Source organism: Jiella soli, from assembly GCF_020615385.1.
GTDB lineage: Bacteria > Pseudomonadota > Alphaproteobacteria > Rhizobiales > Rhizobiaceae > VKMB-3413.
This window is the reverse complement of sequence record NZ_JAJAVB010000022.1, coordinates 110,095-135,871: the sequence shown is the minus strand read 5'-3', so window position 1 is coordinate 135,871 and position 25,777 is coordinate 110,095. Positions and strand designations below refer to the sequence as shown.

Genomic DNA, 25,777 nt, shown 5'->3' with positions numbered 1-25,777 from the left:
CGATCGCGCGATCGGGCTGCACGGGCCGAACGATGCCGGTGCGCCGTCGCGCGCTGCCGGGGACACAGGGGAATGCGTCATGCGGGTGAAACAAGCGAGTCTCCTGTCAGCCGCCGCGCTCGTCCTTGTTCTGGCTGGCTTCGATCCGGCGCTGGCTCGCTCCTCGATTGGCATCGGCACGGCTGACACGATGGCGCCGCCGAGCGGGCCATTCGCCGGCCTCTTCGCCGTCGTCACGCTCTATCAGCGGGAATTCTTCGACGCCCTGCGGCATGCACTGGTCGCCATGCGCACCGAACCGGGCGGCTTCCTCTATCTGGTCGGCCTGTCCTTCGCCTACGGCATCTTCCACGCCGCCGGTCCCGGGCACGGCAAGGCGGTGATCTCCTCTTACATGGTCGCCAACGAGGTGCAGCTGAGGCGCGGCGTCCTCTTGTCCTTCGTCTCAGCCCTCCTGCAGGCGGTCTCGGCGCTCGTCGTCGTCGGGCTCGGCTGGTACGTGTTGCGCGGCACCGGGGTCTCGATGACCAACGCCACCGATGCCCTGGAGTTCGGCTCCTACTGCCTCGTCGCACTCTTCGGCGCGGTCCTCCTCACCCGCAAACTCTGGACGATCGGTCGCCGGCGGCGGCTGTTCCCGGCCTTCGGCCTCGGTTCCGGGTCGGTCCCAGTCGGAGCCGGAGCCGGCCTATCGGCCGAGACCGGCAGGGCCGCGATGAGAGCGCCGACCTTCCGGGTCCGGCATCCGAGCCTTGCTTCCGCTCCGGGTTCGGCTGCCGGGGGAGGGCCGGCCGCTTCGGCAAGCGGTTACCGGTTCGTCGGCAACGCGTCCGGCGGCTATGCCGCGGAAGTCTGCACCGCCGAGGATGCGGACGCCTGCGGCTGCGGCCGTCCGCACATGTCCGATCCGGCCGCGCTCGGCGGCAGGCGACTGTCGCTCGGCACCGCCGCCTCGGTGGTCTTCTCGACCGGCCTGCGGCCCTGCGCCGGCGCGATCGTCGTCCTCACCTTCTCGCTCCTCAATAGCCTCTATCTCGGCGGAATCCTGTCCGTGCTGGCCATGGCGCTCGGGACGGCGATCACCGTTTCGGCGCTCGCCACCTTCGCCGTCTTCGCCAAGACGCTGGCGCTCAAGGCGAGTGGACGCGGACGGTTCGGCGGCCTCGTCCAGGACGGGCTCGAGATCGGCGGCGCGCTGATCATTCTGCTGCTCGGCCTGACGCTCGTCGGCGCGGTCCTCCAGGGAGGCTGACATGCGCCGGAGTCACATTTTGCGAGGAATCGGGGCTTTCGGCGTCCTCGCCGCCGCCCTTGTGGCTCTAAGCACCGGCGCGGCCTCGGCGCATCCGCATGTCTTCGTCGACGCGAAGATGGAGATCATCGGCGACGGCCATGGCCGGCTCGCCGAGATCAGGAATATCTGGTCGATGGACGAACTCTTCTCGGCGAGCGTCATCCCCGACTTCGACGCCGATGGCAACGGCCGGCTGGACAAGCCCGAACTCGAAGCCGTGGGCAAGCAGGTCGAGAGCTCGATCGCAGAGTGGTCCTACTACACCTTCGTCAGTCGCGGCGCCGAGGACATCGCCATGCAGCCGCCCTCGACCTTCGACGTGACCTACGACGCCAAGAAGGGCAAGCTCCTGTTCGTCTTCACGATGAAGCCGAAGAGCGAGGTAGACCTGACCAAGGAGGCGATCACCTTCTCGGTCTACGACAAGACCTATTTCGTCGCCTTCAATTTTCCCGACGAGAGCCACTTCATCGAGAAGAACCTGCCCGTCCTCTGCAAGAAGGCGTTCGTGGTGCCGTCGCCCGACGAGGCCGCGACGCGCTGGATGAACTCGATCGCGCGGTTCAACAGCGACCAGACGGTGCCGATGCCGGAGGATGGCGTCGACTTCTCGAAGGTTCTGGCGACCCGGCTCGAACTCGACTGCCGCTGAGCCGCGAGGCAAAGGCCGGAAAGGCGCTTCCTCCCGCCTTAGCCCTCGCAAGGCGAGTTCCGTTCGTGCCAGCCAGCCCCTGGCGATCGCCACATGCGTCAGTTCGTGCTGGCGGATGTCTCTTGCCAGGACGCGCCAGACGATCCGCGTCCTCGCAGCGCAAGCGCTCGTCCTGCCGCGAGACGCGCGCAATCTGCCGGACGATCGCGATGTCTGAAGGGCACGGCAGGATCAACTCATTGATCGGACAGCGACTTCCGTGCCGTCGGCTTCTGTCGCACCACCTGATTAACCATGTCTATTAAGCATGTTCGAGTTGAATTTACCGGGGATTAAGCTTAGCAAGATCGAAAGATTGAAAAATATTAAGCCCGTTTGGCAAAGATGCGTTCACTATATTCACGTTCACTCACGAAAACTGGCATTTGTCTGTCCTGAAATTGCCGATTTTAAGAATTCCGCAAACCCATCGGCCGATGGTGAGGGCATAGCGAGATGGACAGCAGGGAAACCTGAAGCCATAGACATGATGTCGCCTCGTTATCCCGGCCGATCCGGACTGTCCCAACCCTGAATTACGTTTTTTACGGGACGACCTATGAGCAGCTTGATGACGAATACTGCGGCGATGACTGCGCTGCAGACCCTCAGCATGACCAACAACGCGCTGGATGACACGCAGAACCGGATCTCGACCGGCTACCGCGTCGCCAATGCCAAGGACAACGCCGCCTACTGGTCGATCTCGACCACCATGCGCTCCGACAATGACGCGCTGTCGGCCGTCAAGGACTCGCTCGGCATCGGCGCCGCGACCGTTGACACGGCCTATACCGGCCTCGACTCCGCCAAGGACGTTCTCAACGAGATCAAGGCCAAGCTGACCGCAGCGACCCAGGACGGCGTCGACCGCACCAAGATCCAGGACGAAGTCAAGCAGCTGCAGGAACAGCTGAAGAGCATCGCCGACTCCGCCTCCTTCTCCGGCCAGAACTGGCTGTCGGTCGACTCCAGCGCCTCCGGTTACAACGCCACCAAGACGATGGTTTCGAACTTCTCCCGTGACGCTTCCGGCGCCCTGGCGCTCGGCTCGATCTCCATCGATACCTCCAAGATCGCGCTCTACGACTCGAACTCCACCACCAGCACCGGTATCCTCAACGGCGGCGTGGGCGGCAACACCAGCGCCAACGGCGTCACGGACGGGACCAATACGGCGGCCACCGCGACTGCGGCGACCGTGAGCATGGGCAGCTCCACCACCGGGCTCACGCTCGACGTCAACGACACGATCAGCTTCGACGTCGCCATCGGCACCGGCACCACCGCCAAGGTCGTGACCATCGATCAGGCCCTGGTCAATTCGACGCTCGGTGTCACCGACGGCAAGATCGCCGGCGCCACCGCCATGGCCTCGGTCATGAACGCGGCGCTGACTGCCGCTGGCGTCGCTGCCTCCGCCACCGCCTCGACGGCCGGCGCCCTGTCGCTGTCGACGACGGCCACCGGTACCGGCACCACGATCACGGTCTCCAACACCGATGCCGATGCCGGCACGGCGGTGTCCACGATCGACATCTCCGGCGCTTCGGTCACCCAGGCCGACATCAAGAAGTACATCAACGTGGTCGACGACGCGATCGCCAAGGTGACGGCGGGCGCTTCGACGATCGGCGCGATCCAGAACCGCATCGACCTGCAGACGACCTTCGTCGGCAATTTGATGGACACGATCGACAAGGGTGTCGGCTCGCTGGTCGACGCCGACATGACCGAGGAATCGACCCGGCTGAAGGCGCTCCAGACCCAGCAGCAGCTCGGCGTCCAGGCGCTCTCGATCGCCAACTCCTCCTCGCAGACCCTGCTCTCGCTCTTCCGCTAAGCAGCGTCCGCAAGACACAAGGGAAGGGGTCCGGCCTTGCGCCGGGCCCCTTTTCGTTTGCCGAAGCCGGCGCAAAAGTCGATCGTCTCACAAATGGTCGTGCCCGACCGCCGGTGGGGATTCCGCTTGCGGGGTCAATGCTGTAGTTCGTCCGGGACATCTTCGCCGACAGCTCAGACAATCCGGGACTTCAGCCATGCGCGCCCTTCCACCGCTTCTTCTCGTCGTGAGCCTTAGCGGCTGCGTGACCGCCAATCCGTCCGCCGATTCCGTCACCGTCGTCCGCACGCAGCAGGGCATCGCCGAGTGCCGCTACATCACGCGGGTGGATGGCGACCGTATTCCCGAGGGTATGGCGATGGACACCATCTCCGACCCCGTTGAACGCATGAAGGCCGCGACCGCGGCGCTCGGCGGCAACACGCTCTATCTGTCTGCGGCCGTCGGCGCCTCTGCCGTGCCCGTCCAGGCCGCATCGGCGAGCACGCCTGCGGGGGCAGCCCTGCCGCAGGTTCGCTCGAGCGGCGATGCCTATCATTGCGACAGGGATTTCTGACCTGCGAGCGATCACGCTAGTCCCGAAGGCGAAATAGCCGCGCGTCGACCGGCATCGGAAACCGTGCTCTATCTGCCGCGAGCATTTGCGGAGGAAACGGGCAAGCCATGACGCTCTGGCTGACGACGCTGGCGATGATCGCGTTTGCCGGCAATTCGCTGCTGGCGCGGCTCGGCATGGCGAGCGGAACTGCCGACCCGCTTGGCTTCACCGGCCTGCGCCTTTCGATCGGCGCCGCCGTCCTCGCGCTCATCCTGCAGCTTTCTCACGCACGCAAGCCCTCCGAGGCGCGCCGCTTTGCCGGCAGCTGGGCTTCCGCCGCTGCCCTCTTCGTCTATGCGCTTGCCTTCTCGCTCGCCTATGGGCGCGTCGGAGCCGCCGTCGGAGCGCTGGTGCTGTTCGCGGCCGTCCAGGCGACGATGATCGCCTGGGGGCTCTTCAAGGGTGAACGGCCGAGCCTGCGCGAAGCGCTCGGGCTCGCCGCCGCCTTCGCCGCCTTCGTCTGGTGGCTCACGCCGGGCCTGACCCGGCCGGATCCGCTTGGCACGGGGTTGATGGTCCTGTCGGGCGCAGCCTGGGGCGTCTACTCGCTGCGCGGGCGCGGCGCCGGCGATCCGATGCGGGCGACAGCCGGCAACTTCATCCGCACCCTGCCTCTCGCCTTGCCGCTGATCGCCGTCTCGGCGATCAAGGGCGGGATGACGGGAGAGGGCATCCTGATTGCCGCCGCTTCGGGCGGCATCACCTCGGCGCTCGGCTACATCCTGTGGTACCGGGCGCTCGGCGGGCTCACCGCCCTTTCGGCGGCGATCGTCCAGCTCTGCGTGCCGGTCATCGCCGCCCTCGGGGCCGTCCTCTTCCTGTCCGAGACACTCGGCCCGCGCTTCGTCCTGGCCGGGCTGATCGTCATCGGCGGCATCGCCTTTGCGCTCCTGTCGAAGCGCAGGGCGATCTGAGACGAGCACGCGCCCTATGCGGCGGCGCGCTCCGCCGTTAGGCGAAGCGCCTGACCGGACCGGCTTGCCGGGTCCGACCGCCGGATGGGATCAGAGCGCCGCCATGTAGGTCGGCAGGTCGTCCAGGCTCTTCACCACGATCAGCCGGTTGATCCGACCGCGCTTGAACTCCTTCAGGAACTGATCGTAGTTCTTGAAGACGACACATCCATTCGACTGCGAGCGGTCGCCGCCGCCGACATACATGTAGGAATGGGCGAGGAGGCCGTCGCGGTTGAACTTCTTTCGGCCGTCCGCCGGCAGGAGCCGGATGGCCTGGACACCGTGAAACAGGCTCTCGCGCATCACCATATTGTAGATGTTGGGCGGCGTCGGCCCGCGGTTCTTCTGGTTCACATAGCGGGGATTGTCCTGCATGTGGCCAAGGCCGGAATGCGCTTCGAGGCGTCTGTCGCCGGGAAGATAGACCGTCGCCGACTGGATGTCGTAGACGGCGACCTTGCTGCCCGGACCCGGCAGCTGCGCCGAGCCGGAATTGAACAGCTTGTTGAAGAAGCTGCCGACACCGCCACTGCCCGCGTTATCCTCGCCCGGGGCACTCTGCCGCGCATAGGCAAGCGCCGCCGGCACGTCCTTTGCGGGCCGTTGCCGCGGCCGGACATCCGCGGCTGGGGCTGCGTCGGTCGCCGTGTCGGCGCGACGGCTGACATCCCGCGGCTCGAGGCTCGCGACGCGGCGGTTGGCCGAAGCCGGCGCGCGAGGCCGCGGAACGGGCACGGCCACCGTGGCCGGATCGGGCGCGGCATTGGCGACCTCGGCGCTGATGTCGTCTGCGACGGACTCGCGGAAGGAGGGCAGGGGCACGCCGGCGGAAGCATCTGCTTCCTCGCCGGAGGACGCTTCAGGATCCGTCAGTCCGCCCGCGCGTGGATCGAGAGAGGCGACCTGCACGCCTTCCGCGGGCGTGTGATCCGCTGCCGCTTCGCCGGCCATTGCCGACGTGCTCCCAGCGCCTGCGGGATGCGATCCGAGCGCGGCGAGCTGCCGGCCGGCGCCCGAACCGGGCCTGAACCCCTCCGCCGGCTCGAACATCGCCTTCGAGAACAGTGTCGGCTCGCCATCCTGGCCGGCCGGACGCATCGCGACGTCGCGCAGCAGCGGGGCGCCGGAATTGAGATGCAGCCATGTGATGTGGCGCTTTGCCGCCGGCTTCTTCACCGGTGTGGCCGTCGCGACTTCGAACACCCGGCCGCCGCGCGGGGCGAAGTGGCTCCCGGCTTCGCTTTCGCCGGCGTTTGGATGAAAGACGCGCGACCCCCGCGCGTCCGGATGCGGCGCTGCTGCCGCGCGAGCCTCTGCCACTTGGCGGCCGGCGCCCTTTCCTGGCGTGACGGTCGGAGTCGGGCTGTCGGCTCTTTCAAGCTGTGCGGATTGTCTGGCCGGCTCGGGCGAGCTGGGAAGAATATGTCCCGCTCCCAGAACCGCTGTTGCCGTGATTGCTGCGGCGCCGACCCAAACCACGGGCCGCGACGTCCTTCGCGCCGCGCGCGAATTCTTGCGTCTCACCGGTCGGTCCCCCTCAGAACTTGCTACGGTCAATCGGTTTCCTTGCCACGACGTTCAAGACGCGAATGTCGTCCAAGCCCCCTCGGCTCGGCGCCGGCACGTCTCAGTCCGGCGAAACCAATCGCTAAGCATCATAATTGGCGAAATTTGGTAACCAACTCCTTGCTGTACGGTTTTTTATCGGTTGGCGGCTATTTTCCGCGACGGCAGGTGGACGGACATCCTTGCGCGGCGCAATCGGAAACTCTTTCGAAAGTATTAACAAGCAGATTCAACGGATTGCCCCGAAGTCGCTGAGTTCCGCCGGATCCCGGGTGCTGCGAGTTCACGGATGGCGGCCGGCGGCCTAGATAGCCCCCCTCGCGGGCGGAAGCTCCCGCGCAGTCGGGGATCGTCTTCAAATGCAGCCGGGATCGAACGTGAGGATGGGAATGGCTGGGTACGACGGGAGCCGTCTCGCCAGCCGCGTCGCGGAACCGTTTCGGATCGCCGGAAGCGGGTGCCTGCAGGCCGGAAGAGGGACCGGTCAGCTTCCGGCCGAGGCGCCTGGCATATTGCGGGTCTCGAGGCCGACATGACCGTCCGCCCCGACCTCTTCGCCGCCGAAGGCGCACCGATCCACCTGCCTGAGCCGTTCCTGGCATGGTTCGCCAAGAACGGCTGGGCGCCGCGGCCGCACCAGCTCGATCTCCTGGCGCGGGCGGAGGCGGGCGCCTCCGTTCTCCTGATTGCGCCGACCGGGGCGGGCAAGACGCTGGCGGGATTCCTGCCGGCGCTGGTCGATCTCTCCCGCCGCAAGCGCAGGAAGCCGGGGGAGCGCCCGCGCGGCGTCCACACGCTCTATGTCTCGCCCCTGAAGGCGCTCGCCACCGACATCGCCCGCAATCTGGAGCGGCCGGTGGGCGAGATCGGGCTGAAGGTGACGCTCGAGACCCGCACCGGAGACACGTCCCAGGTGCGCCGCCAGCGCCAGAAGCTCAAACCCCCGGACATCCTGCTGACGACGCCCGAACAGCTGGCGCTGCTGATCGCGGCGAAGGACGCGACCGATTTCTTCTCCGACCTGCGCTATGTCGTCTTCGACGAGCTGCATTCGCTGGTGACGTCGAAGCGCGGCCATCTCCTGTCGCTCGGCCTTGCGAGGCTCCGCCGGCTGCGGCCTGAGATCCAGACGATCGGGCTCTCGGCAACGGTGTCGGAGCCGGCCGAACTCTGCCGCTGGCTGGCGGCGCAGGCGCCGGACGCCGCGCCCGAGGCCGATCTCATCACCGTGCCGGGCGGCGCCAAGCCGGACATCTCGATCCTTCAGTCCAAGGAGCGCGTGCCCTGGCAGGGCCACACGGCCCGCTATGCCACGCCGGAGATCTACGAGGCGATCCGCGCGCACAAGACGACGCTGCTCTTCGTCAACACTCGCAGCCAGGCCGAACTCCTGTTCCAGGAGCTCTGGCGGATCAACGAGGACACGCTGCCGATCGCGCTGCACCACGGATCGCTCGACGTGAACCAGCGCCGCAAGGTGGAAGCGGCGATGGCGGCGAACCAGCTGAGGGCGGTGGTGGCGACCTCGACCCTCGATCTCGGCATCGACTGGGGCGATGTCGACCTCGTCGTCCATGTCGGCGCGCCGAAGGGAGCCTCGCGCCTCGCTCAAAGAATCGGGCGGGCGAACCACCGGATGGACGAGCCGTCGAAGGCGATCCTCGTGCCGGCCAACCGCTTCGAGGTGATGGAGTGCCAGGCGGCGCTCGACGCCAACTATCTCGGCGCGCAGGATACGCCGCCGTTGCGGGAGGGCGCGCTCGACGTCCTTGCCCAGCACGTCCTCGGCATGGCGGTCGCCGGGCCGTTCCGCGCGGATGATCTCTTTGCCGAGGTCACCTCCGCCGCGCCCTATGCCGGGCTCGACCGCGAGACCTTTGACCGGGTCGTCGATTTCGTGGCGACCGGCGGATATGCGCTGAAGGTCTATGAGCGCTATGCCAAGATCAAGCTGACCGAGGACGGCACCTGGCGTCTCGCGCATCCGCGCATCGCCCAGCAGTACCGGATGAACGCCGGCACGATCATCGAGGCGCCGATGCTGGACATCCGCCTGATCCGCCGCCGCACGCGCTCGGCGATCGCCCGCGGCGGGCCCGTGCTCGGCAAGATCGAGGAGGCCTTCCTCGAAACGTTGATCCAGGGCGACACCTTCCTCTTCGCCGGGCAGATCCTGCGCTTCGAGGGGATCTTCGAGACGAGCTGCCTCGTCACCAAGGCGGCGGGCGAAGATCCGAAGGTGCCCTATTACGGGGGCTCGAAGTTCCCGCTGACGACCTATCTCGCGCGCGAGGTGCGGGCGATGCTGGCCGATCCCGCGCGCTGGTCGGCGCTGCCGCCGCAGGTATCCGACTGGCTCAGGATCCAGAAGCGCAAGTCGCTGATCCCCGGGCCGAACGATCTCCTGGTCGAGACCTTCCCGAACGGGCGGCTCAATCATCTCGTACTCTACCCGTTCGAGGGGCGGCTCGCCCACCAGACGCTCGGCATGCTGCTCACGCGCCGGCTGGAGCGGGCGCGGGCGCTGCCGCTCGGCTTCGTGGCGACGGACTATGCGATCTCGATCTGGGGCAGGGCGGACATGGGTGTTATGATCGCCGACGGCCGTCTTTCATTGGATGCGCTGTTCGACGAGGACATGCTCGGCGACGATCTCGACGCCTGGCTTGCCGATTCCTGGCTGCTCAAGCGGACGTTCCGTCAGTGCGCGGTGATTTCAGGGCTGATCGAGAAGCGCCACCCCGGAAAGGAAAAGACCGGCCGGCAGGTCACCGTCTCGGCCGATCTCGTCTACGATGTCCTCAGGAGCCATGAGCCGGATCACATTCTCCTCAGGGCGACCTGGGCGGATGCGGCGACCGGGCTTCTCGACGTCAAGCGCGTCTCCGATCTTCTCGCGCGGATCAAGCATCACATCGTCCACAAGGACCTCGCCGAGATCTCGCCGCTCGCAGTGCCGATCATGCTGGAGATCGGGCGCGAGAGCGTCGTCGGAGAGGCGCGGGACGAGGTGTTGGCGGAAGCTGCCGAGGCGGAGATGATCGAGCGGGCGCTGGCCTGACCGCGCGATCTCGCGCGGCCGGGCGGGAAAAAGCCGGCGGTCAGGGCCGGACGACGGTTTCGCTGGTGCTTGGCGCCTGATCGCTGGGCGTGACTTCGCCGGTGCCGCTGGCGGACGTTGTCGGCGCACCGCTCCCAACGGTCTCCGTCGTGGAGATCGACTGGTCGGGCTGGGTCGAATAGCCGATCCAGCCGGTCAGCAGGTAGCCGAGCACGATCAGGACCAGCGCCACGATGAGCACGATCAGCACAGGCGTTCCGCGGCTTCCCTGACGGGCATTGGTCGAGTCGGTTTGCTTGGCCATGGTATTGAACTCCATTGTTTGGTTGCAGCTATAACTGTTCCGTCCCGCGATAAGTTGCGCTGTGAGTTGTCTCGATGTGTCGCAGGTTTCGGATGTTCAAGTTGCTGCGCGTTGACGGAGAATTGAAAAGAAAGAGCGGAGCAACCGTTTTCTGCGAGTGGCAGAGAAGTTGAAGTACTCCCGTTTCCAAGATTCTGCGTGACCAGCGCTGGAGCGGAACGGTCGCGCCGCGCGGACGCGATGTCTGCCGGCGCCCTCGCGGATCTCGGCCACTGCAAGCCGCCTGCGCCTTCCATTGAGCGGACAAGGCAAGACATCAGGAGGCCCGACATGTTCAAGAATGCGATCCTTCGGCGCAGCACGCAGGCCGCAACCGAGGCCGGCTTCACCATCGGCGGCATCTGCCGCTATCTCTTCGGCAGCGAGGCCCGTTACTGGGGCGAGATGACGGTCGTCGTGGATAGCGCCGACGGGCTGTTGCGGCTGCCGGTGGACTGTCTCGACTTCCGCACCGACCGGCGCCCGTCGCGCGGGCAGTTCGCCTGAACGCGTCAAGGCGGCGCCGCACTTCCGACCGAAGCACGAAGCCTCTCGGTGACCGGTCGACAGCGCCACGGCCCTTTGGCCGGGCCGCCGTGGACCAGGACGCGGCGAGGCCAGCGCGCAGTGCCGGTACATCCAGACGGACCTTTGCGCCTCGCCGGAGCGAAGCGGTGCCTGCCCGCCGTGGGTGCCGCGTTCCATCCTCGCCGACACCGCGCCACGGCGCAGGGCCCCGCATCGGCGAAGGCGGGCGCTCTTGCGGTAACCGATAAGGTCAGTGGTGCAGTGCAGCCCGGGCTTCGTCGATGCGGCGGTGGTATCGGTCGTCGCCGCTGTCCTGACGGGCATAGAGTTCGTCAATGGCGTCGACCATTGCCTGCTCCACCGCTTCCGCCTCGGTGATCAGGCCGGATTCGTAGGCATCGAGCGTCTCGGTCGTCGTCATCGTCTTATCCTCGTGAGATCGCATTCTGGTCAGGACGCACATGGCGGGGGAGCGGTTCCCGACATTCTGGAAAAAAATGCCCTATCGGGATCTGTGGCCGATCGATGGTCGGTTCAAGGTGTCTTGCGCGGGAACGGCTTATCTGCCGGAACGGCTTTAAATTGCCTGCAAGACGATCCCGGCGAGCGCCCCAAGGCAGACGACGACGATCGGCGGCGTCTTCCAGGCGACGAGAAGCACGAATCCGCTCAATGCGAGCGCGAAGTCCACCCGGTCGGCGACTGCGGTGACGAAGACCGGATCGTAGAGCGCGGCCGCCAATATGCCGACGACGGCGGCGTTGATTCCTCTGAGCGCGGCCTGGAGGCGCGGCCGGCGGCGCAACGCTTCCCAGAACGGCAGCGCGGCGACGAGAATGAGCAGTCCCGGCAGGAAGATCGCCGCAGTCGCGAGGAAGGCGCCCGGAACGCCGCCCGGTCCGGCATCGGCGATCGCGCCGAGATAGGCCGCGAAGGTGAAGAGCGGTCCCGGCACCGCCTGCGCCGCTCCGTAGCCGGCGAGAAAGGCCGCGGACGTCACATAGCCCGGATCGACTGTTTCGGCCTGGAGCAGCGGCAGAACGACATGACCGCCGCCGAAGACGAGGGCGCCGGAGCGGAAGATGCCGGCAAAGAGGTCGAACCCGGACGAGGCGGTCGCCGCGACGAGGAGCGGCAGGGCAAGGATGAGGACAGCGAGGGTTGCCAGCGCGGCAAGACCCGCGCGGCGGCTGACGGGAACAGGGTCTGCCCGCTCCGGCTCGGGTTGGATGTCGCGGCGCAGGAAGAGGAGGCCGGCAAGGGTGCCGAGACCGATCGCGGCGATCTGGCCGAGTGAGCCTGGCAGCGCCGCGATCGCGCCGACGGCGGCAAGCGCGATCGTGGCGCGCGGCGCGTCGGGCGTCAGGCTCTTCGCCATGCCCAGAACGGCCTGGGCGACGACGGCGACCGCGACGAGCTTCAGTCCGTGGACAATGGCGAGCCCGGCCCCGCTGGAAAAATGCGCCGCATTCGCCGCGAATAGCAGAAGGAGGGCCGCCGAAGGCAGGGTGAAGGCGGTGAAGGCTGCGAGAGCCCCGAGGGGACCTGCCCGCATCAGGCCGAGCGCGAAGCCGACCTGGCTGGAAGCCGGACCCGGAAGGAACTGGCAGAGGGCGACGAGATCAGCGAAACGCGCTTCGCTTAGCCATTGCCGGCGGGTGACGAACTCGTCGCGGAAATAGCCGAGATGGGCGATGGGCCCCCCGAAGGCGGAGACCCCGAGCTTGGCGAAGGCGAGGAGGACTTCGCGCGCCGACCCAGCCGGCCGGGCTCCGGTCATCGTCTCGGTCGTCTTGGAGAAGGCGTCTTCGCTCACCGACGGCGCTGCCCGGAACATTGTGTGCTCGTGAGGCTGCCATCCTTCCATGTCAGCCGAAAGACCGCGGAGAGCGGTTTTCGGCGCAGGGAGAGTTGCCGGCTCGAAGCTCCAGTTACCACGGCTTTCGACGGTCGCGATTCAATGGACGGGCCCAACGTCCGGGCCTATCGCGCTTTCGGCGTGATGTCCTTCATCGGCCGGCGCTGATCGATGTCGAATTCCGGTGCGGTCTCGCCGAAGTGATCGAGGATCATACCCAGATTGCGCCGGTTCGACTTGAAGAAGACGTCGAAGACGTCGCCGAGGAGAGGGATCGAGCCGAGCGCGAAATCGAAACCGACATTGCCGAGCATCCGGATCAGCTTGCTTGGCGGAATGCCGAGGCGGCGCGCCTCGTTGACGATCCACAGCGAGACCAGCGCCGTTCCGGCATCGCCGACGCCCGGAATCAGGCCGACGATGGAATCCCCACCAAGCCTGATCCCCGTTCCGGGGATGCGGATCGCCGTATCCATCAGCCGGGCGACCCGCGAGACGCGCCTTAGCCGTCTCAGATGGTCGGCTCGGTCATGAAAGTCGCGATCGGGCATCATGAGGCTCCTTCGGGTGAGGTGATCGGCGGGGCACATATGGGGGCGCTCCTCCCGAATGCACAGGAAGGCAAATTCGCTGCATGCCGGCGCCGGAGGATCGTGCGCCGTCTCCCGCGTCCGGCCACCTCATCACACCGAGGCCACGGTTCTCCCGTGACATGACCCCCGGGGCGAATCGCGAGAGCGGAGAAGGACGGGGCTTGGAGGAAGCAGCAGCGAACGCACATGCCGGGGGGCTGACGGTCATCGCCTTCGTCGTCGTCGTGGCGGTGACGGCAGGGCTCGGCCTGATGCGGCTGAAGCAGCCGCCGCTGGTCGGCTTCATTCTTGCCGGCGTGCTGCTCGGACCGTCCGGGCTGCGCTTCGTCTCGACCTCGAACGAGAACGTCACCATGCTCGCCGAGATGGGCGTCCTGATGCTCCTGTTCTTCATCGGGATGGAGCTCTCACTCAAGGCCTTCGTCGCGACGCTGAGGCCGGCGGTGATGATTGCCGGCGGCCAGCTTCTCGCCGCCATGGCGATCTCCTTCGGGCTGATGGCGATATCCGATGCGACGGTTCCCGAGGCGATCATTCTCGGCTTCATCATCGCGCTGTCTTCGACGGTCGTGGCGATGAAGATGCTGGACGACATCGGCGAACTGCGCACCGAGCCCGGCCGGATCGCGGTCGGCGTCCTGATCGCGCAAGATCTCGCCGTTGTGCCGATGCTGATCGTCGCGACCTCGCTCGGAGGGAGCGAGCCGGTCGACTGGGTCTCGCTCACCGCCAAGATCGTCGTCGCCGTGGCCGTGCTCGCCGGCCTCCTGTGGTATCTCGGGCGCCGGCCGAAGCTGAAGCCCGCCTTCGGGCCGGCGGTGGAGAACAATGTCGAGATCCTGGCGCTCGGCTCGCTCGCCTTCTGCTTTGCGGCCGCCGCGCTCTCTGGCGTCGCCGGTCTCTCGCCGGCCTATGGCGCCTTCATTGCCGGCCTCGTCGTCGGCGCGTCCACGCTGCGCTCGCCGGTGATCCACGTGGTCGAGCCCATCCAGTCGATCCTGCTCGTCGTCTTCTTCTTGTCGATCGGCCTCCTGATCGACCTCGGCTACATCTTCGACAACTGGCAGATCGTCCTCGTCGCCGCCGTCTTCGTCATCGTCGCGAAGACGCTGTTCAACGTGCTCCTGATCCGCATGGCGGGCCTGCGCCACAAGACCGCGATCGAGGCCGGCCTGTCGATGGCGCAGATCGGGGAATTCTCCTTCGTCCTCGCTGCCGCCGCCTTCGCCTCGGGGGCGATCGGGGCCGACGTCTATCGCCTGGCGCTCGCCGTCACCGCGATCTCGCTGCTCGTCTCGCCGGCCTGGATGGTGGTGATGCGCCGGATCGAGGGCGAGGCGCGCTTCGGCTACGCCGAATTCCGCGAGGCTCTCGCCGAGCTCTACGAGGACCGGGTGGAGAATGTCGAAGACCTCGGTTTCTGGCTGCGCGTGCGCGGTCGGGCGATCCGCCGCGCCTGGCGCCGGCGCGGCGCGCCGAAGCCGACGGTGCAGGAAAGGCCGCTCAAATCGGCGTCGCCCCGGCCGGGCGAGGGCAGTGCTGCGGAATAGACGGCGCCCGGTTCACTCGCGCCTTGCCGCATCCGGCGACGTCTCGCCGATCCGGGTCGCGATGAACCGCGCGATCGGCGGGCCCGCGACGAGAACGATCAGGAAGCGCACCGTCTGCAGGGCCATGACGAAGGGCAGGTCCACCTTGGTCGAGGCGGCGATGATCGCGATCGAATCCATGCCGCCCGGGCTGGTGGCGAGATAGGCGGTCACCGGGTCGATCCCGAGGAACAGGTTGAGGAGCGCGGCGAGACCCCCGCAGAAGGCCAGGAGCACGAGGATCGACGCGACGATCTTCGGCAGCGCGTGCCAGGCATGGCCCATCACCTCGGCCGTGAAGCCGAGCCCGATCCGCCAGCCGAGCAGCGCATAGGCGATGACCAGAAACCACTCCGGCAGCTGGAAATCGGTGACGCCCAGCAGGTGGAGGACGATGCCGATGCCCATCGGCACGAGCAGCGGTCCGGCCGGAATACGGAGAACCGTGCCGAGAGTGGCGCCGCCGATCGTGAGTGCCAGCGTCGCACCGAAGGCCGGCCAGTTTATCGCCGGAAACCACATGATGTCCGACGTCATGCTTCCCTCCGCTCCGATCCAGAAGCGGGCCATCAGGGAGGCGGCAACGGCGACGAAGATTACCCTCAGATACTGCATGAAGGCGACGAGGCGGGCATCGGCGCCGAAGGCTTCCGCCATCAGCATCATCGCGGTCGCGGCGCCCGGCGACGATCCCCATACGGCCGTCGTTCCCGGCAGCACCTGCCAGCGGCTCATCAGGAAGCCGAGGAGGCTGCTGGCGGCGATGACCACGACGACGATGGCGATGTAGAGCGGCCAGTCTTCGAGGAAGGTGGACAGGATCGAGGGCGTGATGGCTGCGGCGATCAGGCAGCCGATCGCGCCCTGGGCCAGATTGTAGGGAGTGTTGGAGATCGTTACCGCATTCCCGGTGACGGCAAGGACGATGCCCGCGGCCATTGGCCCCAGCAGAAGCGCGGCCGGGATGCCGGCGAGCTCGAGCAGTCCGCCGACGGCGGCGGAAAGAAGCAGAAGCGCCAGCCAGCGGCGCACTGGCGAGTCCAGAGCATCCGAAAGGACGCGCGAAGGACGGCCCGGATCTTTGACCCTACGCATCATGCCGGCCGGCAGAGAGTTTCGACATTCGGGCCGATGCGTCGGGCTGATCGGGCATTCGGGCGGTTCCTTGGACGCGGCCAGTGAGGGCCGGACTTTGCCCGCCACGATGCGGGTGTGGCCCGCGTTGCGGTCGGCGGCTTGGATCGGACGGATGGCGGAGGCCGGCGATCGTCTCAGGGAGGCGGATGGGCGCCAGGGCAGGGCGCCCGAAATGATAAAGTCGGCTTACCGCAATGCGGCGCGAAGGCCAATCACAGGCGTGGAGGAAAGTTGAGGGGATCTCCCTCGCGCGGGCCGCAAGGAGTTTCGGGCCGCCGCGGCAGAAAGCGCTTGCGCGTCCGTCTCCGATCGGCCGGCGCCGAGCGGAGGCCAAGGGCTCGTTTCGGACCGGTCTCGGGGGTATGCTTTTCAAGCGCGGACGATCGGGACGAAAACCAGAATCCTCGACGCCCGCATGAACCAAGGGATGGAAACGACATGGACAAATCATTGCAGGAAACCCTCGACGGCGTCCTCGACCGGATGGTTGCGGGGGCGCCGCGGGTTCCGGGCGTCGTCGCCATGGTGACGGATGCCGAGCGCAACATCTACGAGGGCGCGAGGGGCGAGCGCGTGCTCGGCGAAGGGCCGGCGATGACGCCCGACACCGTCTTCGCGATCTTTTCGACGACCAAGGCGATCACCGCGACGGCTGCGCTGCAGCTCGTCGAGACCGGAGACCTCGATCTCGACGCTCCGGCGAAGACCTACGTGCCGGAGATCGGCGAACTGCAGGTGATCGAGGGCTTCGACGAGGCCGGCAAGCCGCGCCTGAGGCCTGCGAGGCGCGACATCACCACCCGGATGCTGCTCCTTCACACCGCCGGCTTCGGCTATGATTTCTTCAACACGACCTACAATCGACTGGCGGTCGAACACGGCCAGCCGAGCGTCGTGTCCGCCAGCAAGGCCTCGCTGAGGACGCCGCTCCTGTTCGATCCCGGCGAGGCCTGGGAATACGGCTCCAATATGGACTGGGCGGGCCAGGTGATCGAAGCCGTCACCGGCAAGCGACTGGGCGCGGTGTTTCAGGAGAGGATCTTCGCGCCGCTCGGCATGACGAGCACCGGTTTCGTTCTCACGGCCTCGATGCGCGAGCGCTTGGCGCGGGTCCATCAGCGCGAGGCAGACGGCTCGCTGCGGCCGCTCAAGGGGTTCGAACTGCCGCAGGAGCCGGAAGTGCACATGGGCGGCCACGGCCTCTATGCGACCGTCGGCGACTACGTGCGCTTCATCCGCATGTGGCTGAACGACGGGGCCGGCGAGAATGGCCAGGTGCTGAAGCCGGAGACGGTGAAGATGGCGGTCCGCAACGGTCTCGGCGACATGAAGATCAAGCTCCTGCCCGGCGTCATCCCGGCCCTGTCGAACGACGCGGAGTTCTTCCCCGGCCTGTCGAAGTCCTGGGCGCTCAGCTTCATGGTCAATGACACGGTCGCACCGACCGGCCGCCCAGCCGGCTCGCTCGGCTGGGCGGGGCTCGCCAATCTCTACTACTGGATCGACCGGCAAAACGGGATCGGCGGGTTCTGGGCGACGCAGATCTTCCCCTTCGCCGATGCGACCTCGTTCGGCGGCTATGTCGATTTCGAGACCGCGGTCTATGATCGCATGAGGCTTCCCGCCGCCGCCTGAGCGGCCAGCGGGCAAGGAGGCTCGCGGCGCCGAAGTCGCGGCGCGAGCATGGGTCCCGGGGGCGAGGGCGGGCTGGCCGGTCAGCGCAGGTCGGCGCGGTAGTGGAAGCCGTCGGTCAGGCAGCGTGAGATGCGCCATTCCACCGGCGAGCCGTCGAGCGCCGAGGCGACGCGTTCGATGACGAGGATCGGATGGCCCGGCGCGCAGCCGAGACGTTCGGCGGTGGGATTGTCGGCCGCGTCGGCCTTGAGCTTCTCCATCGCGCGGCCGATGGTGATCTGGAAGCGCTCGGAATAGAGCGCGTAGACGTTGTTGGGGATGTCTTCCATCTCCGCAAGCGTCGGAAAGCGGGCGACCGGCAGGACGATCTCCTCAACGATGACCGGCCGGCCGCCGAGATGGCGCACCCGGTCGATTCGCCAGACTTCGTCATTCGGGCCGATGGCGAGAGCCGCGGCGGCCACATTCCCGGCGGGCTCGCGAGCGAGCCCATGGACCCGGCTTTCGGGAAACAGCCGGGTGCCGTCGTCGGCTGCGAGGCGGAAGAACTGGAAGAGGATCCGGCTTTCCTCGGGCATCGCCACGAAGGTCCCGCGGCCCTGCCGGCGCACCAGGAGGTTTTCCCCCGCCATGGCGTCGAGCGCCTTGCGCACCGTCCCCTGGCTGACACCGAGCTCGGCGGCGATCTGGAACTCGCTCGGCAACAGCATGCCCGGCGTCCAGGTGCCGTCGATCAGCCGCTGCACCAGCGTCTCGCGCACCTGCCGGTATAGCGGCCGGAAGGCCGGCGTGCCTCTGTCGTCCTCCATGCGCCTGTCGCTCCGCATCCCTCGTGCGGCCATACGAACCCGCTTGACAGGCGGATGTAAAGAGCTTTTATGTCTTATATAAGACCTGGATGCGCGAGACGCGGGAACGATGGCCGCAGATGTACCCGGTCGAAGGCACTCAACCCATGGGAGCGAAGTACATGAGCATTCCGCAACTGCTCGTCCACGACCACAAGGACAATGTCGGCGTGGTCGTCGTCGAGAATCTGAAGGCCGGCACGGACATGCTCTGCGTCGTCACGCACGACAATTCCTCCTTCCGGCTGACCTGCAATGACGACGTGCCGATCGGCCACAAGGTGGCGCTGAAGGACATTTCGGCCGGCGACGTGGCGGTGAAGTACGGCGAGGACATCGGCCGCTTCAAGGCCGACGTGAAGAAGGGCGGCCACGTCCACATCCACAACCTCAAGACCAATCGCTGGTGAGCCGGCGGCTTATCGTCCTTTTCTAGACGCTCCCGCGCCCCCGGGGCCGGAGCCGACCTTTCCAGGAGGAAGATCGCCATGCCGATCAACACCAATCGCAAATTCATGGGCTACCGGCGCGAGAACGGCCGCGTCGGCGTGCGCAACCACGTCGTCATCCTGCCCGTCGACGACATCTCCAACGCGGCCTGCGAGGCCGTCGCCAACAACATCAAGGGGACGATGGCGCTGCCGCATGCCTATGGCCGGCTGCAGTTCGGCGCCGATCTCGACCTTCACTTCCGCACCATGATCGGCACCGGCGCGAACCCCAACGTCGCCGCCTGCATCGTCGTCGGCATCGAGCCCGGCTGGACGCAGAAGATCGCCGACGGCATCGCCGAGACCGGCAAGCCCGTCGCCGCCTTCTCGATCGAGCAGAATGGCGACCTGAAGACGATCATGGACGTCTCGCGCAAGGCGAAGGACTTCGTCCAGTGGGCGACCGAGCAGCAGAAGACCGAGTGCGACGTCTCCGAGTTGTGGATCTCGACCAAGTGCGGCGAGAGCGACACGACCACCGGCCTCGGCTCCTGCCCGACCGTCGGCAACATGTATGACAAGCTGATCCCGGAGGGCATCTACGGCGTCTTCGGCGAGACCTCCGAGATCACGGGCGCCGAGCACATCTGCAAGACCCGCGCCGTCGACGAGGAAGTCGGCGAGCGCTGGTACAAGATGTGGAAGGCCTATCAGGACGACGTCATCTTCGCCCATGCGACCAACGATCTCTCCGAATCCCAGCCGACCAAGGGCAATATCGAGGGCGGCCTGACGACGATCGAGGAAAAGGCGCTCGGCAATCTCGAGAAGATCGGCCGCGACTGCCAGTTCATCGACATCCTGGAGCCGGCCGAGGCGCCCCAGAAGGGCAAGGGCCTCTACTTCATGGACACCTCCTCGGCAGCGGCCGAGTGCGTGACCCTGATGGCTGCGGCGGGCTATGTGATCCACACCTTCCCGACCGGCCAGGGCAATGTCATCGGCAATCCGATCGTCCCGGTGATCAAGATCTCGGCCAATCCCCGCACGCTTAGGACGATGTCGGAGCATATCGACGTCGACGTCACCGGCATCCTGCGCCGCGACATGACCATCGACCAGGCCGGCGACGCGCTGATCGACAACATCATGCGCACCGCGAACGGCCGCATGACCGCCGCGGAGGCCCTCGGCCACCGCGAGTTCGTGATGACCAAGCTCTACCGCAGCGCTTGATCTGCGGCGGCCGGCGTCCGAAAGGCGCCGGCTTCGTCTCCATAAGCTTGCGCCCGTCACACCCCCCTCTGGGCTGCCGCCCATCTCCCCCACAAGGGGGGAGATCGACAGCTTCAGCGGCGGCGCATGTCGTTCGACGTCCATGCGGTCACGAGCGTAGATGGCTAGCCGAGGCGTCTCCGCGAGATCGATCTCCCTCCTTGTGGGGGAGATGTCCGGCAGGACAGAGGGGGCGCGCGTGCGCCGGCGTCTCCGCTCGTTCACATCATCCAATTCTGCGGCGGCCGCCGCGCAACCGTCCCGACTGCAAACCCGACAGGAGCCACCCATGCCCGAGGTCGTCATTTCCGAATTCATGGACGAGGCCGCGGTGGGCATGATCAGTGCCCGGCACGACACGCTCTACGATCCGGGCCTCGTCGACCGGCCGGACGATCTCGCCGAAGCGGTGCGGGCTGCCCGGGCGCTGGTCGTGCGCAACCGCACCAAGGTGACGGCCGCGCTCCTCGAAGCCGCCGAGACGCTCAGCTGCGTCGGCCGGCTCGGCGTCGGCCTCGACAATATCGATCTCGACGCCTGCCGCAAGAAGAACGTCGCTGTTTATCCGGCCACCGGCGCCAACGATGTTGCGGTCGCCGAATATGTCGTGTCGACCGCGCTGACGCTCCTGCGCGGCGCCTACACGGCCTCCGCCGAGGTCGCGGCCGGTGAGTGGCCCCGCCAGCGGCTGATGGGCCGCGAGGCGATGGACAAGCGCCTCGGCCTCGTCGGCTATGGCGCGATCGCCCGGCAGGCGGCCAAACGCGCCCGCGTCTTAGGCTTCTCGATCGCCGCCTTCGACCCGTTCCTGCCGGAGGACGACGCGGCCTGGACGGACTGCGAACGGCTCGACCTTGCCGACCTCATCAGGACGTCCGACGTCGTCAGCCTGCATGTGCCGCTGACCGACAAGACCCGGCATATGATCGGCGCCGACGCCATCGCCTCCATGAAGGAGGGGGCGATCCTGATCAACACGGCGCGCGGCGGTGTCGTCGACGAGGCGGCTCTCGCCGAGGCGCTGCGGGCCGGCCGGATCGGCGGCGCGGCACTCGACGTCTTCGAGACTGAACCCCTGACGGCGGAGGCCGGCGCGAAGTTCGAGGGCCTCGCCAACCTCATCCTGACGCCGCATATCGCCGGCGTGACGGCGGAATCGAACGTCCGGGTCAGCCGCGTGACCGCCGAGAACGTGTTGAAGCATCTGGAGAAGCCCGAGTGACCACGACCCTTTCGATCGCCGAGGCGGAAGGCCTCGTCGCCGAGGCCATGCAGCGCGCGAATGTCGGCGAGGCGCAGGCGGCCTCGGTCGCCCGCGCCCTCGTCGCCGCGGAAGCCTGCGGGCAGGGCGGCCATGGCCTCAGGCGCGTCGCCGCCTACAGCGCGCAGGCCAAGGTCGGCAAGGTCGCCGGCACGGCGAGCCCGCTGTCGGAGCGGATCCGGTCGGGCGTTCTCAGGATCGACGCGAAGAACGGCTTCGCCTTTCCCGCCTTCGATCTCGCCGTCGAGCAGCTGCCGCGGATGGTCGCGGAGACGGGCATTGCCGCGGCGGCGATCCGCAATTCCCACCACGCCGGCGTCCTGGCGTTGACCGTGGAGCGCTTCGCCTCGGCCGGTCTCGTCGCGATCATGATGGCGAATGCGCCGGGCGCGATGGCGGCCTGGGGCGGCACCAAGCCGCTCTTCGGCACCAATCCGATCGCCTTTGCCGCGCCGCTGCCGGGCGAAGATCCGATCGTGATCGATCTGTCGCTGTCGAAGGTCGCCCGCGGCAAGGTGATGGCCGCCAAGCAGAAGGGCACTGCGATCCCGGAGGGCTGGGCGCTCGACAAGAACGGCAATCCGACCACCGACGCCGATGCCGCTCTCGCCGGGACGATGGTCCCCGCCGGCGACGCCAAGGGCGCCGCACTGGCGCTGATGGTCGAAATGCTCGCGGCCGGCATGACCGGGGCGAACTACGCCTACGAGGCCTCCTCGCTCTTCGACGACAAGGGCCCCCCGCCGGCGCTCGGCCAGTTCCTGATGGTCATCGATCCCAAGGCGATGGGCGGCGACGGCGTCCTTCAGCGCTTCGGCGCGCTCGCCGCCGAGATCGCCTCCGAGCCCGAGACCCGCATCCCCGGCCGCCGCGGCCAGGAGGGCCGCCGCCAGGCGGCGGCGGAGGGCATCGCGATCGAGGACGACGTGATGGCGACGATCCAGGCGGTGTGATCGCGGAAGTCTGGGAGCGGGGCAATCGGATCAGTTGCCGGAACTGAGGCACGATCGGCGGCTCCTTCGGAAGATCGCAATTTGCGGGCTGGTGGCCCTGGATCTGAAACAGATTTGCCAAGTCTGTTTCAGATTGATCATCGTGATGAAATATCGAACTATCTCTTCATGCGAGGAATCACGATCCGATCATCCGAGGCGGCGCCTGCTTTTTGGCGAACGGTAGAGCGCGCTTCAGAGCTAGAAATTGAGCCATCCGTCGCAACGTTAGGATATCCACCTCATCTGACCCTCGTCCGCTATGACGACGTCGATCAAAAGCGTCTAGAAGAAGCCCTTCATGCGTTTCATGGGGTTCGGGCGTTTTCTCTGAAATTCCACCATATGCGGATATTCAAAGGTGATGTGTCCGTGCTTTGGCTGGCTCCTTGCCCAGATTCCCGTCTGCTGGAAGTCCACGCAAAAGTGCAGGCAATGGTCGGTGACGATCGCTGCGATCCTCACTATTGCGAAGGAACATGGCTCCCACATTGTACCTTGGCGGCTTCGATTCCGAGGAGCAGACAAACCGAAGCTGAAGCACTTGCGAATGAGCCAATCGAGCCAATCGAAATTACCTTCGATGAGGCTGAAGCTTTGGAATGGCCGCCTATAAGATCGATCAGGCGGCAGCGGCTTGATTGAATGGGCGCCCTTCGGATTCGCTAGTTGAAACACTTTCATTGTATTCTGTTTCAGACAGCCGGAGCGCTGAGTCGATCAACCTCGGCCTAATCCACCAGCTCCCGCTTCAGCAGCGCGTACAGCGCCGACTTTGCCTCGAACCCGACGCCCGGCACGTCCGGCAGGCCGACACGGCTGTCCTTCACTTCCACCGTGTCGGCGAAGCCGCCGAAGGGTTGGAAGACGTCCGGATAGGATTCATTGCCGCCGAGATGGAGCCCGGCGGCGATGTTGAGCGACATCTGGTGGCCGCCATGCGGCACGACGCGGCGGGACGACCAGCCGTTCTCGGCCATCATGTCGAGAGTCCGCATGTATTCGACAAGGCCGTAGGAGAGGGCGCAGTCGAACTGCACGACGTCCTGGTCTCTGTTCATGCCGCCATGGCGGATCAAATTGCGGGCGTCCTGCATCGAGAAGAGGTTCTCGCCGGTCGCCATGCGGCCGGAATAGTTCCGCGAGAGCTCGGCCTGGAGCGCATAGTCGAGCGGGTCGCCCGCCTCCTCGTACCAGTAGAGATCATACGGCTCGAGCGCCTTGGCATAGGCGAGCGCGGTCTCAAGGTCGAACCGGCCGTTGGCATCGACGCAGAGGTTCTGGCCGCCGCCGACCACGTCCAGCGCCGCTTCGATCCGCTTCAGGTCGTCGGCGAGCGGCACGAGGCCGATCTTCATCTTGCAGACCGTGTAGCCGCGGTCGAGATAGGATTTGAACTCGTCCTTGAGGCCCTCGATCTCCTTGCCCGGATGATAGTAGCCGCCGGCGGCATAGACCCAGACGCTGTCGTCTACGACGCCGTTCCGGTAGCGGTCGGCGAGGAGCCGGTAGAGCGGCGTTCCCGCGATCTTCGCGACGGCGTCCCAGACCGCCATGTCGATCGTGCCGACGGCGACGGACCGCTCGCCGTGGCCGCCCGGCTTCTCGTTGGTCATCATGGTCCGCCAGATGGCGAACGGGTCGAGATTGGCGTTGTCCCGGTCGACCAGCGTGTCCGGATCCGCCTCCATCAGCCGCGGAATGAAGCGCTCGCGCATCAGCGAGCCCTGGCCGTAGCGGCCGTTGGAGTTGAAGCCGAAGCCGATGACCGGCTTGCCGTCGTGGACCTGATCGGTGACCACGGCGACCACCGAGCAGGTCATCTTGGAGAAGTCGATGAAGGCGTTGGCGATCGGGCTCGCGATCGACACGGTCTTCTCGCGGATGTCGGTGATGCGCATTGGATTGATCCTTCGTGCCTTCGGACGACTTTTCTTCAAGGTCGCGCCTGGCGCACCCCCCTCTGGGCTGCCGCCCATCTCCCCCACAAGGGGGGAGATCATCCCGGCAGCAACGCCTCGGCTTCTCGCAACCGTCCCGCTTCTGCATCGCGTTTCAGGAGAGGTGCAGCCCATCGAACCGCTGATCTCCCCCCTTGTGGGGGAGATGCCCGGCAGGGCAGAGGGGGGTGCCTCGCACCAACGGCCGGGCAGTAGACGCCATGTCCTAGCCCGCAATCACGCTCGCGATCGCTTCGCCGCATTCGGCCGTGTTCGCCTTGCCGCCCATGTCCCTGGTCCGCGATGCGGGGTCGGCGATCACCGTCTCGATCGCCTCGATCACCGCCTGGGCGGCCTTGGGGTGTCCGAGATGGTCGAGCATCATCGCAGCCGACCAGATCTGGCCGATCGGATTGGCGATCCCCTGTCCGGCGATGTCCGGGGCCGAGCCGTGGACCGGCTCGAACATCGAGGGGAAATCGCCCTCCGGATTGATGTTCGCAGACGGCGCGATGCCGATCGAGCCGGCGACGGCGGGGCCGAGATCGGAGAGGATGTCGCCGAAGAGGTTGGAGCCGACGACGACGTCGAACCAGTCCGGATGCTGGACGAAATGCGCGCACAGGATGTCGATGTGGTACTGGTCCGTCCGAATGTCCGGATAGTCCGCCTTCATCGCCTTGAAGCGCTCGTCCCAGAACGGCATGGTATGGACGATGCCGTTCGACTTCGTCGCCGAGGTCACATGCTTCTTTGCGCGCGTCTGGGCGAGTTCGAAGGCGTAGCGCAGGATCCGGTCGACGCCGCGCCGCGTGAAGATCGCCTCCTGGATGGCCATCTCGTCTTCCATGCCGCGATAGAGCCGGCCGCCGGCCTCGGAATATTCGCCCTCCACATTCTCGCGCACGACGTAGAAGTCGATGTCCTCCGGCCCCCGGTTCGCCAGCGGGCTGGTCGTGCCCTTCAAGAGCCGGCAGGGCCTCAGATTGACGTATTGATGGAAGTTGCGGCGGATCGGGATCAGGAGGCCCCAGAGCGAGATGTGGTCCGGCACGTCCGGCCAGCCGACGGCGCCGAGGAAGACCGCGTCGTGCTTCTTGAAGCGCTCCAGCCCGTCCTCGGGCATCATCCGGCCGGTCTTCTTGTAGGTCTCGCAGCTCCAGTCGACCTCGTCGAACTGGAAGGCGATGTCGAACTTGCGCCCGACCGCCTCGAGCACCCGCATGCCTTCCGGCACGACCTCCTTGCCGATGCCGTCGCCCGGGATGGTCGCGATTTTCAGGGCGTTGGTAATGGGCATGATTATTGTCTCCATAGGGGGTAAGCCGGCGCGGCGGG

Annotated in this window: 23 protein-coding genes and 1 pseudogene; 14 read left to right on the top strand and 10 right to left on the bottom strand. The window is 66.5% G+C overall.

All coding sequences use genetic code 11. The features are described 5' to 3' along the window. Positions 1 to 79: 79 nt before the first annotated feature. Positions 80 to 1,252, top strand: a complete 1,173-nt coding sequence (locus tag LH400_RS12175) for a nickel/cobalt transporter (RefSeq protein WP_229152976.1) — start codon at positions 80 to 82, stop codon at positions 1,250 to 1,252. 19 nt (positions 1,253 to 1,271) lie between these two features. Continuing rightward, entirely contained in the window at positions 1,272 to 1,946 is a 675-nt protein-coding gene (locus tag LH400_RS12170) for a DUF1007 family protein (RefSeq protein WP_229152975.1), read from the top strand. A gap of 42 nt (positions 1,947 to 1,988) precedes the next feature. Here the strand turns inward: LH400_RS12170 and LH400_RS26500 are convergent. After that, positions 1,989 to 2,138, bottom strand: a pseudogene (locus LH400_RS26500) (DUF922 domain-containing protein); the annotation flags it as partial. A 406-nt stretch (positions 2,139 to 2,544) separates the two neighbouring features. Here LH400_RS26500 and LH400_RS12165 point away from each other — a divergent pair. The 3 genes from LH400_RS12165 (at position 2,545) to LH400_RS12155 (ending at position 5,340) form a co-directional block, all read left to right on the top strand. Further along, a complete protein-coding gene (locus LH400_RS12165) occupies positions 2,545 to 3,828 on the top strand; it encodes a flagellin N-terminal helical domain-containing protein (RefSeq protein ID WP_229152974.1) in 1,284 nt (427 codons plus the stop codon). Positions 3,829 to 4,024: 196 nt separating this feature from the next. Then, positions 4,025 to 4,384 carry a DUF4156 domain-containing protein gene (locus LH400_RS12160; RefSeq protein ID WP_229152973.1) on the top strand — a complete coding sequence of 120 codons (360 nt, stop codon included), beginning with the start codon at positions 4,025 to 4,027 and terminating at the stop codon, positions 4,382 to 4,384. A 107-nt stretch (positions 4,385 to 4,491) separates the two neighbouring features. Then, the gene (locus tag LH400_RS12155) at positions 4,492 to 5,340 is read left to right on the top strand and encodes a DMT family transporter (protein WP_229152971.1); all 849 of its coding nucleotides are present in this window, start codon (positions 4,492 to 4,494) and stop codon (positions 5,338 to 5,340) included. Between the two features lie 90 nt (positions 5,341 to 5,430). On the opposite strand, the gene LH400_RS12150 is transcribed toward LH400_RS12155, so the two are convergent. Beyond that, on the bottom strand, positions 5,431 to 6,702 hold the full coding sequence (locus LH400_RS12150) for a tlde1 domain-containing protein (protein ID WP_229152970.1): 1,272 nt from the start codon (positions 6,700 to 6,702) through the stop codon (positions 5,431 to 5,433). A 778-nt stretch (positions 6,703 to 7,480) separates the two neighbouring features. Here LH400_RS12150 and LH400_RS12145 point away from each other — a divergent pair. Beyond that, positions 7,481 to 10,009 carry a ligase-associated DNA damage response DEXH box helicase gene (locus LH400_RS12145; RefSeq protein WP_229152968.1) on the top strand — a complete coding sequence of 843 codons (2,529 nt, stop codon included), beginning with the start codon at positions 7,481 to 7,483 and terminating at the stop codon, positions 10,007 to 10,009. 40 nt (positions 10,010 to 10,049) lie between these two features. Here LH400_RS12145 and LH400_RS12140 read toward each other — a convergent pair whose 3' ends face one another. After that, entirely contained in the window at positions 10,050 to 10,313 is a 264-nt protein-coding gene (locus tag LH400_RS12140; protein ID WP_229152966.1) for a hypothetical protein, read from the bottom strand. A 330-nt stretch (positions 10,314 to 10,643) separates the two neighbouring features. On the opposite strand from LH400_RS12140, the gene LH400_RS12135 reads away from it, so the two are divergent. After that, positions 10,644 to 10,859, top strand: coding sequence for a hypothetical protein (locus LH400_RS12135; protein WP_229152965.1), 216 nt, complete (start codon positions 10,644 to 10,646; stop codon positions 10,857 to 10,859). 271 nt (positions 10,860 to 11,130) lie between these two features. Here the strand turns inward: LH400_RS12135 and LH400_RS12130 are convergent, their stop codons facing one another. The 3 genes from LH400_RS12130 to LH400_RS12120 all read right to left on the bottom strand — a co-directional run bounded on the left by LH400_RS12130 (position 11,131) and on the right by LH400_RS12120 (position 13,292). Then, positions 11,131 to 11,301 (bottom strand): hypothetical protein, encoded by a 171-nt coding sequence (locus tag LH400_RS12130; RefSeq protein ID WP_229152964.1) that lies wholly within the window; start codon positions 11,299 to 11,301, stop codon positions 11,131 to 11,133. 156 nt (positions 11,302 to 11,457) lie between these two features. After that, positions 11,458 to 12,660: a chromate efflux transporter gene (chrA, locus tag LH400_RS12125; protein ID WP_229153171.1), complete on the bottom strand. Its 1,203-nt coding sequence runs from the start codon at positions 12,658 to 12,660 to the stop codon at positions 11,458 to 11,460. Positions 12,661 to 12,863: 203 nt separating this feature from the next. Continuing rightward, positions 12,864 to 13,292 carry a DUF4112 domain-containing protein gene (locus LH400_RS12120; RefSeq protein WP_229152963.1) on the bottom strand — a complete coding sequence of 143 codons (429 nt, stop codon included), beginning with the start codon at positions 13,290 to 13,292 and terminating at the stop codon, positions 12,864 to 12,866. Between the two features lie 200 nt (positions 13,293 to 13,492). Here LH400_RS12120 and LH400_RS12115 point away from each other — a divergent pair, with 200 nt between their 5' ends. Continuing rightward, the gene (locus LH400_RS12115) at positions 13,493 to 14,881 is read left to right on the top strand and encodes a cation:proton antiporter domain-containing protein (protein WP_370638379.1); all 1,389 of its coding nucleotides are present in this window, start codon (positions 13,493 to 13,495) and stop codon (positions 14,879 to 14,881) included. Positions 14,882 to 14,893: 12 nt separating this feature from the next. Here the strand turns inward: LH400_RS12115 and LH400_RS12110 are convergent, their stop codons facing one another. Further along, positions 14,894 to 15,952 (bottom strand): AbrB family transcriptional regulator, encoded by a 1,059-nt coding sequence (locus LH400_RS12110; protein WP_229152960.1) that lies wholly within the window; start codon positions 15,950 to 15,952, stop codon positions 14,894 to 14,896. A gap of 543 nt (positions 15,953 to 16,495) precedes the next feature. On the opposite strand from LH400_RS12110, the gene acmB reads away from it, so the two are divergent. Then, on the top strand, positions 16,496 to 17,692 hold the full coding sequence (gene acmB / locus LH400_RS12105) for a methyl acetate hydrolase AcmB (RefSeq protein ID WP_229152958.1): 1,197 nt from the start codon (positions 16,496 to 16,498) through the stop codon (positions 17,690 to 17,692). An 80-nt stretch (positions 17,693 to 17,772) separates the two neighbouring features. On the opposite strand, the gene LH400_RS12100 is transcribed toward acmB, so the two are convergent. Then, complete coding sequence (locus LH400_RS12100; RefSeq protein ID WP_229152957.1) at positions 17,773 to 18,501, bottom strand: GntR family transcriptional regulator; 729 nt, start codon at positions 18,499 to 18,501, stop codon at positions 17,773 to 17,775. Between the two features lie 161 nt (positions 18,502 to 18,662). Here LH400_RS12100 and LH400_RS12095 point away from each other — a divergent pair, with 161 nt between their 5' ends. The 5 genes from LH400_RS12095 to LH400_RS12075 all read left to right on the top strand — a co-directional run bounded on the left by LH400_RS12095 (position 18,663) and on the right by LH400_RS12075 (position 23,144). After that, the gene (locus LH400_RS12095) at positions 18,663 to 18,950 is read left to right on the top strand and encodes a UxaA family hydrolase (RefSeq protein ID WP_229152955.1); all 288 of its coding nucleotides are present in this window, start codon (positions 18,663 to 18,665) and stop codon (positions 18,948 to 18,950) included. Positions 18,951 to 19,028: 78 nt separating this feature from the next. After that, the gene (locus tag LH400_RS12090) at positions 19,029 to 20,207 is read left to right on the top strand and encodes a UxaA family hydrolase (protein WP_229152953.1); all 1,179 of its coding nucleotides are present in this window, start codon (positions 19,029 to 19,031) and stop codon (positions 20,205 to 20,207) included. 328 nt (positions 20,208 to 20,535) lie between these two features. Continuing rightward, positions 20,536 to 21,468, top strand: coding sequence for a hydroxyacid dehydrogenase (locus LH400_RS12085; RefSeq protein WP_229152952.1), 933 nt, complete (start codon positions 20,536 to 20,538; stop codon positions 21,466 to 21,468). After that, the gene (locus LH400_RS12080) at positions 21,465 to 22,460 is read left to right on the top strand and encodes an Ldh family oxidoreductase (RefSeq protein ID WP_370638378.1); all 996 of its coding nucleotides are present in this window, start codon (positions 21,465 to 21,467) and stop codon (positions 22,458 to 22,460) included. The genes LH400_RS12085 and LH400_RS12080 overlap by 4 nt, the downstream gene beginning before the upstream one ends. An 81-nt stretch (positions 22,461 to 22,541) precedes the next feature. Then, a complete protein-coding gene (locus LH400_RS12075; protein ID WP_229152951.1) occupies positions 22,542 to 23,144 on the top strand; it encodes a 2'-5' RNA ligase family protein in 603 nt (200 codons plus the stop codon). Between the two features lie 86 nt (positions 23,145 to 23,230). Here LH400_RS12075 and LH400_RS12070 read toward each other — a convergent pair whose 3' ends face one another. Together LH400_RS12070 and LH400_RS12065 are read right to left on the bottom strand one after the other, a co-directional pair. Next, the gene (locus LH400_RS12070) at positions 23,231 to 24,400 is read right to left on the bottom strand and encodes a mandelate racemase/muconate lactonizing enzyme family protein (RefSeq protein WP_229152949.1); all 1,170 of its coding nucleotides are present in this window, start codon (positions 24,398 to 24,400) and stop codon (positions 23,231 to 23,233) included. A gap of 265 nt (positions 24,401 to 24,665) precedes the next feature. Further along, a complete protein-coding gene (locus LH400_RS12065) occupies positions 24,666 to 25,739 on the bottom strand; it encodes a tartrate dehydrogenase (protein ID WP_255617150.1) in 1,074 nt (357 codons plus the stop codon). Positions 25,740 to 25,777 lie beyond the last annotated feature (38 nt).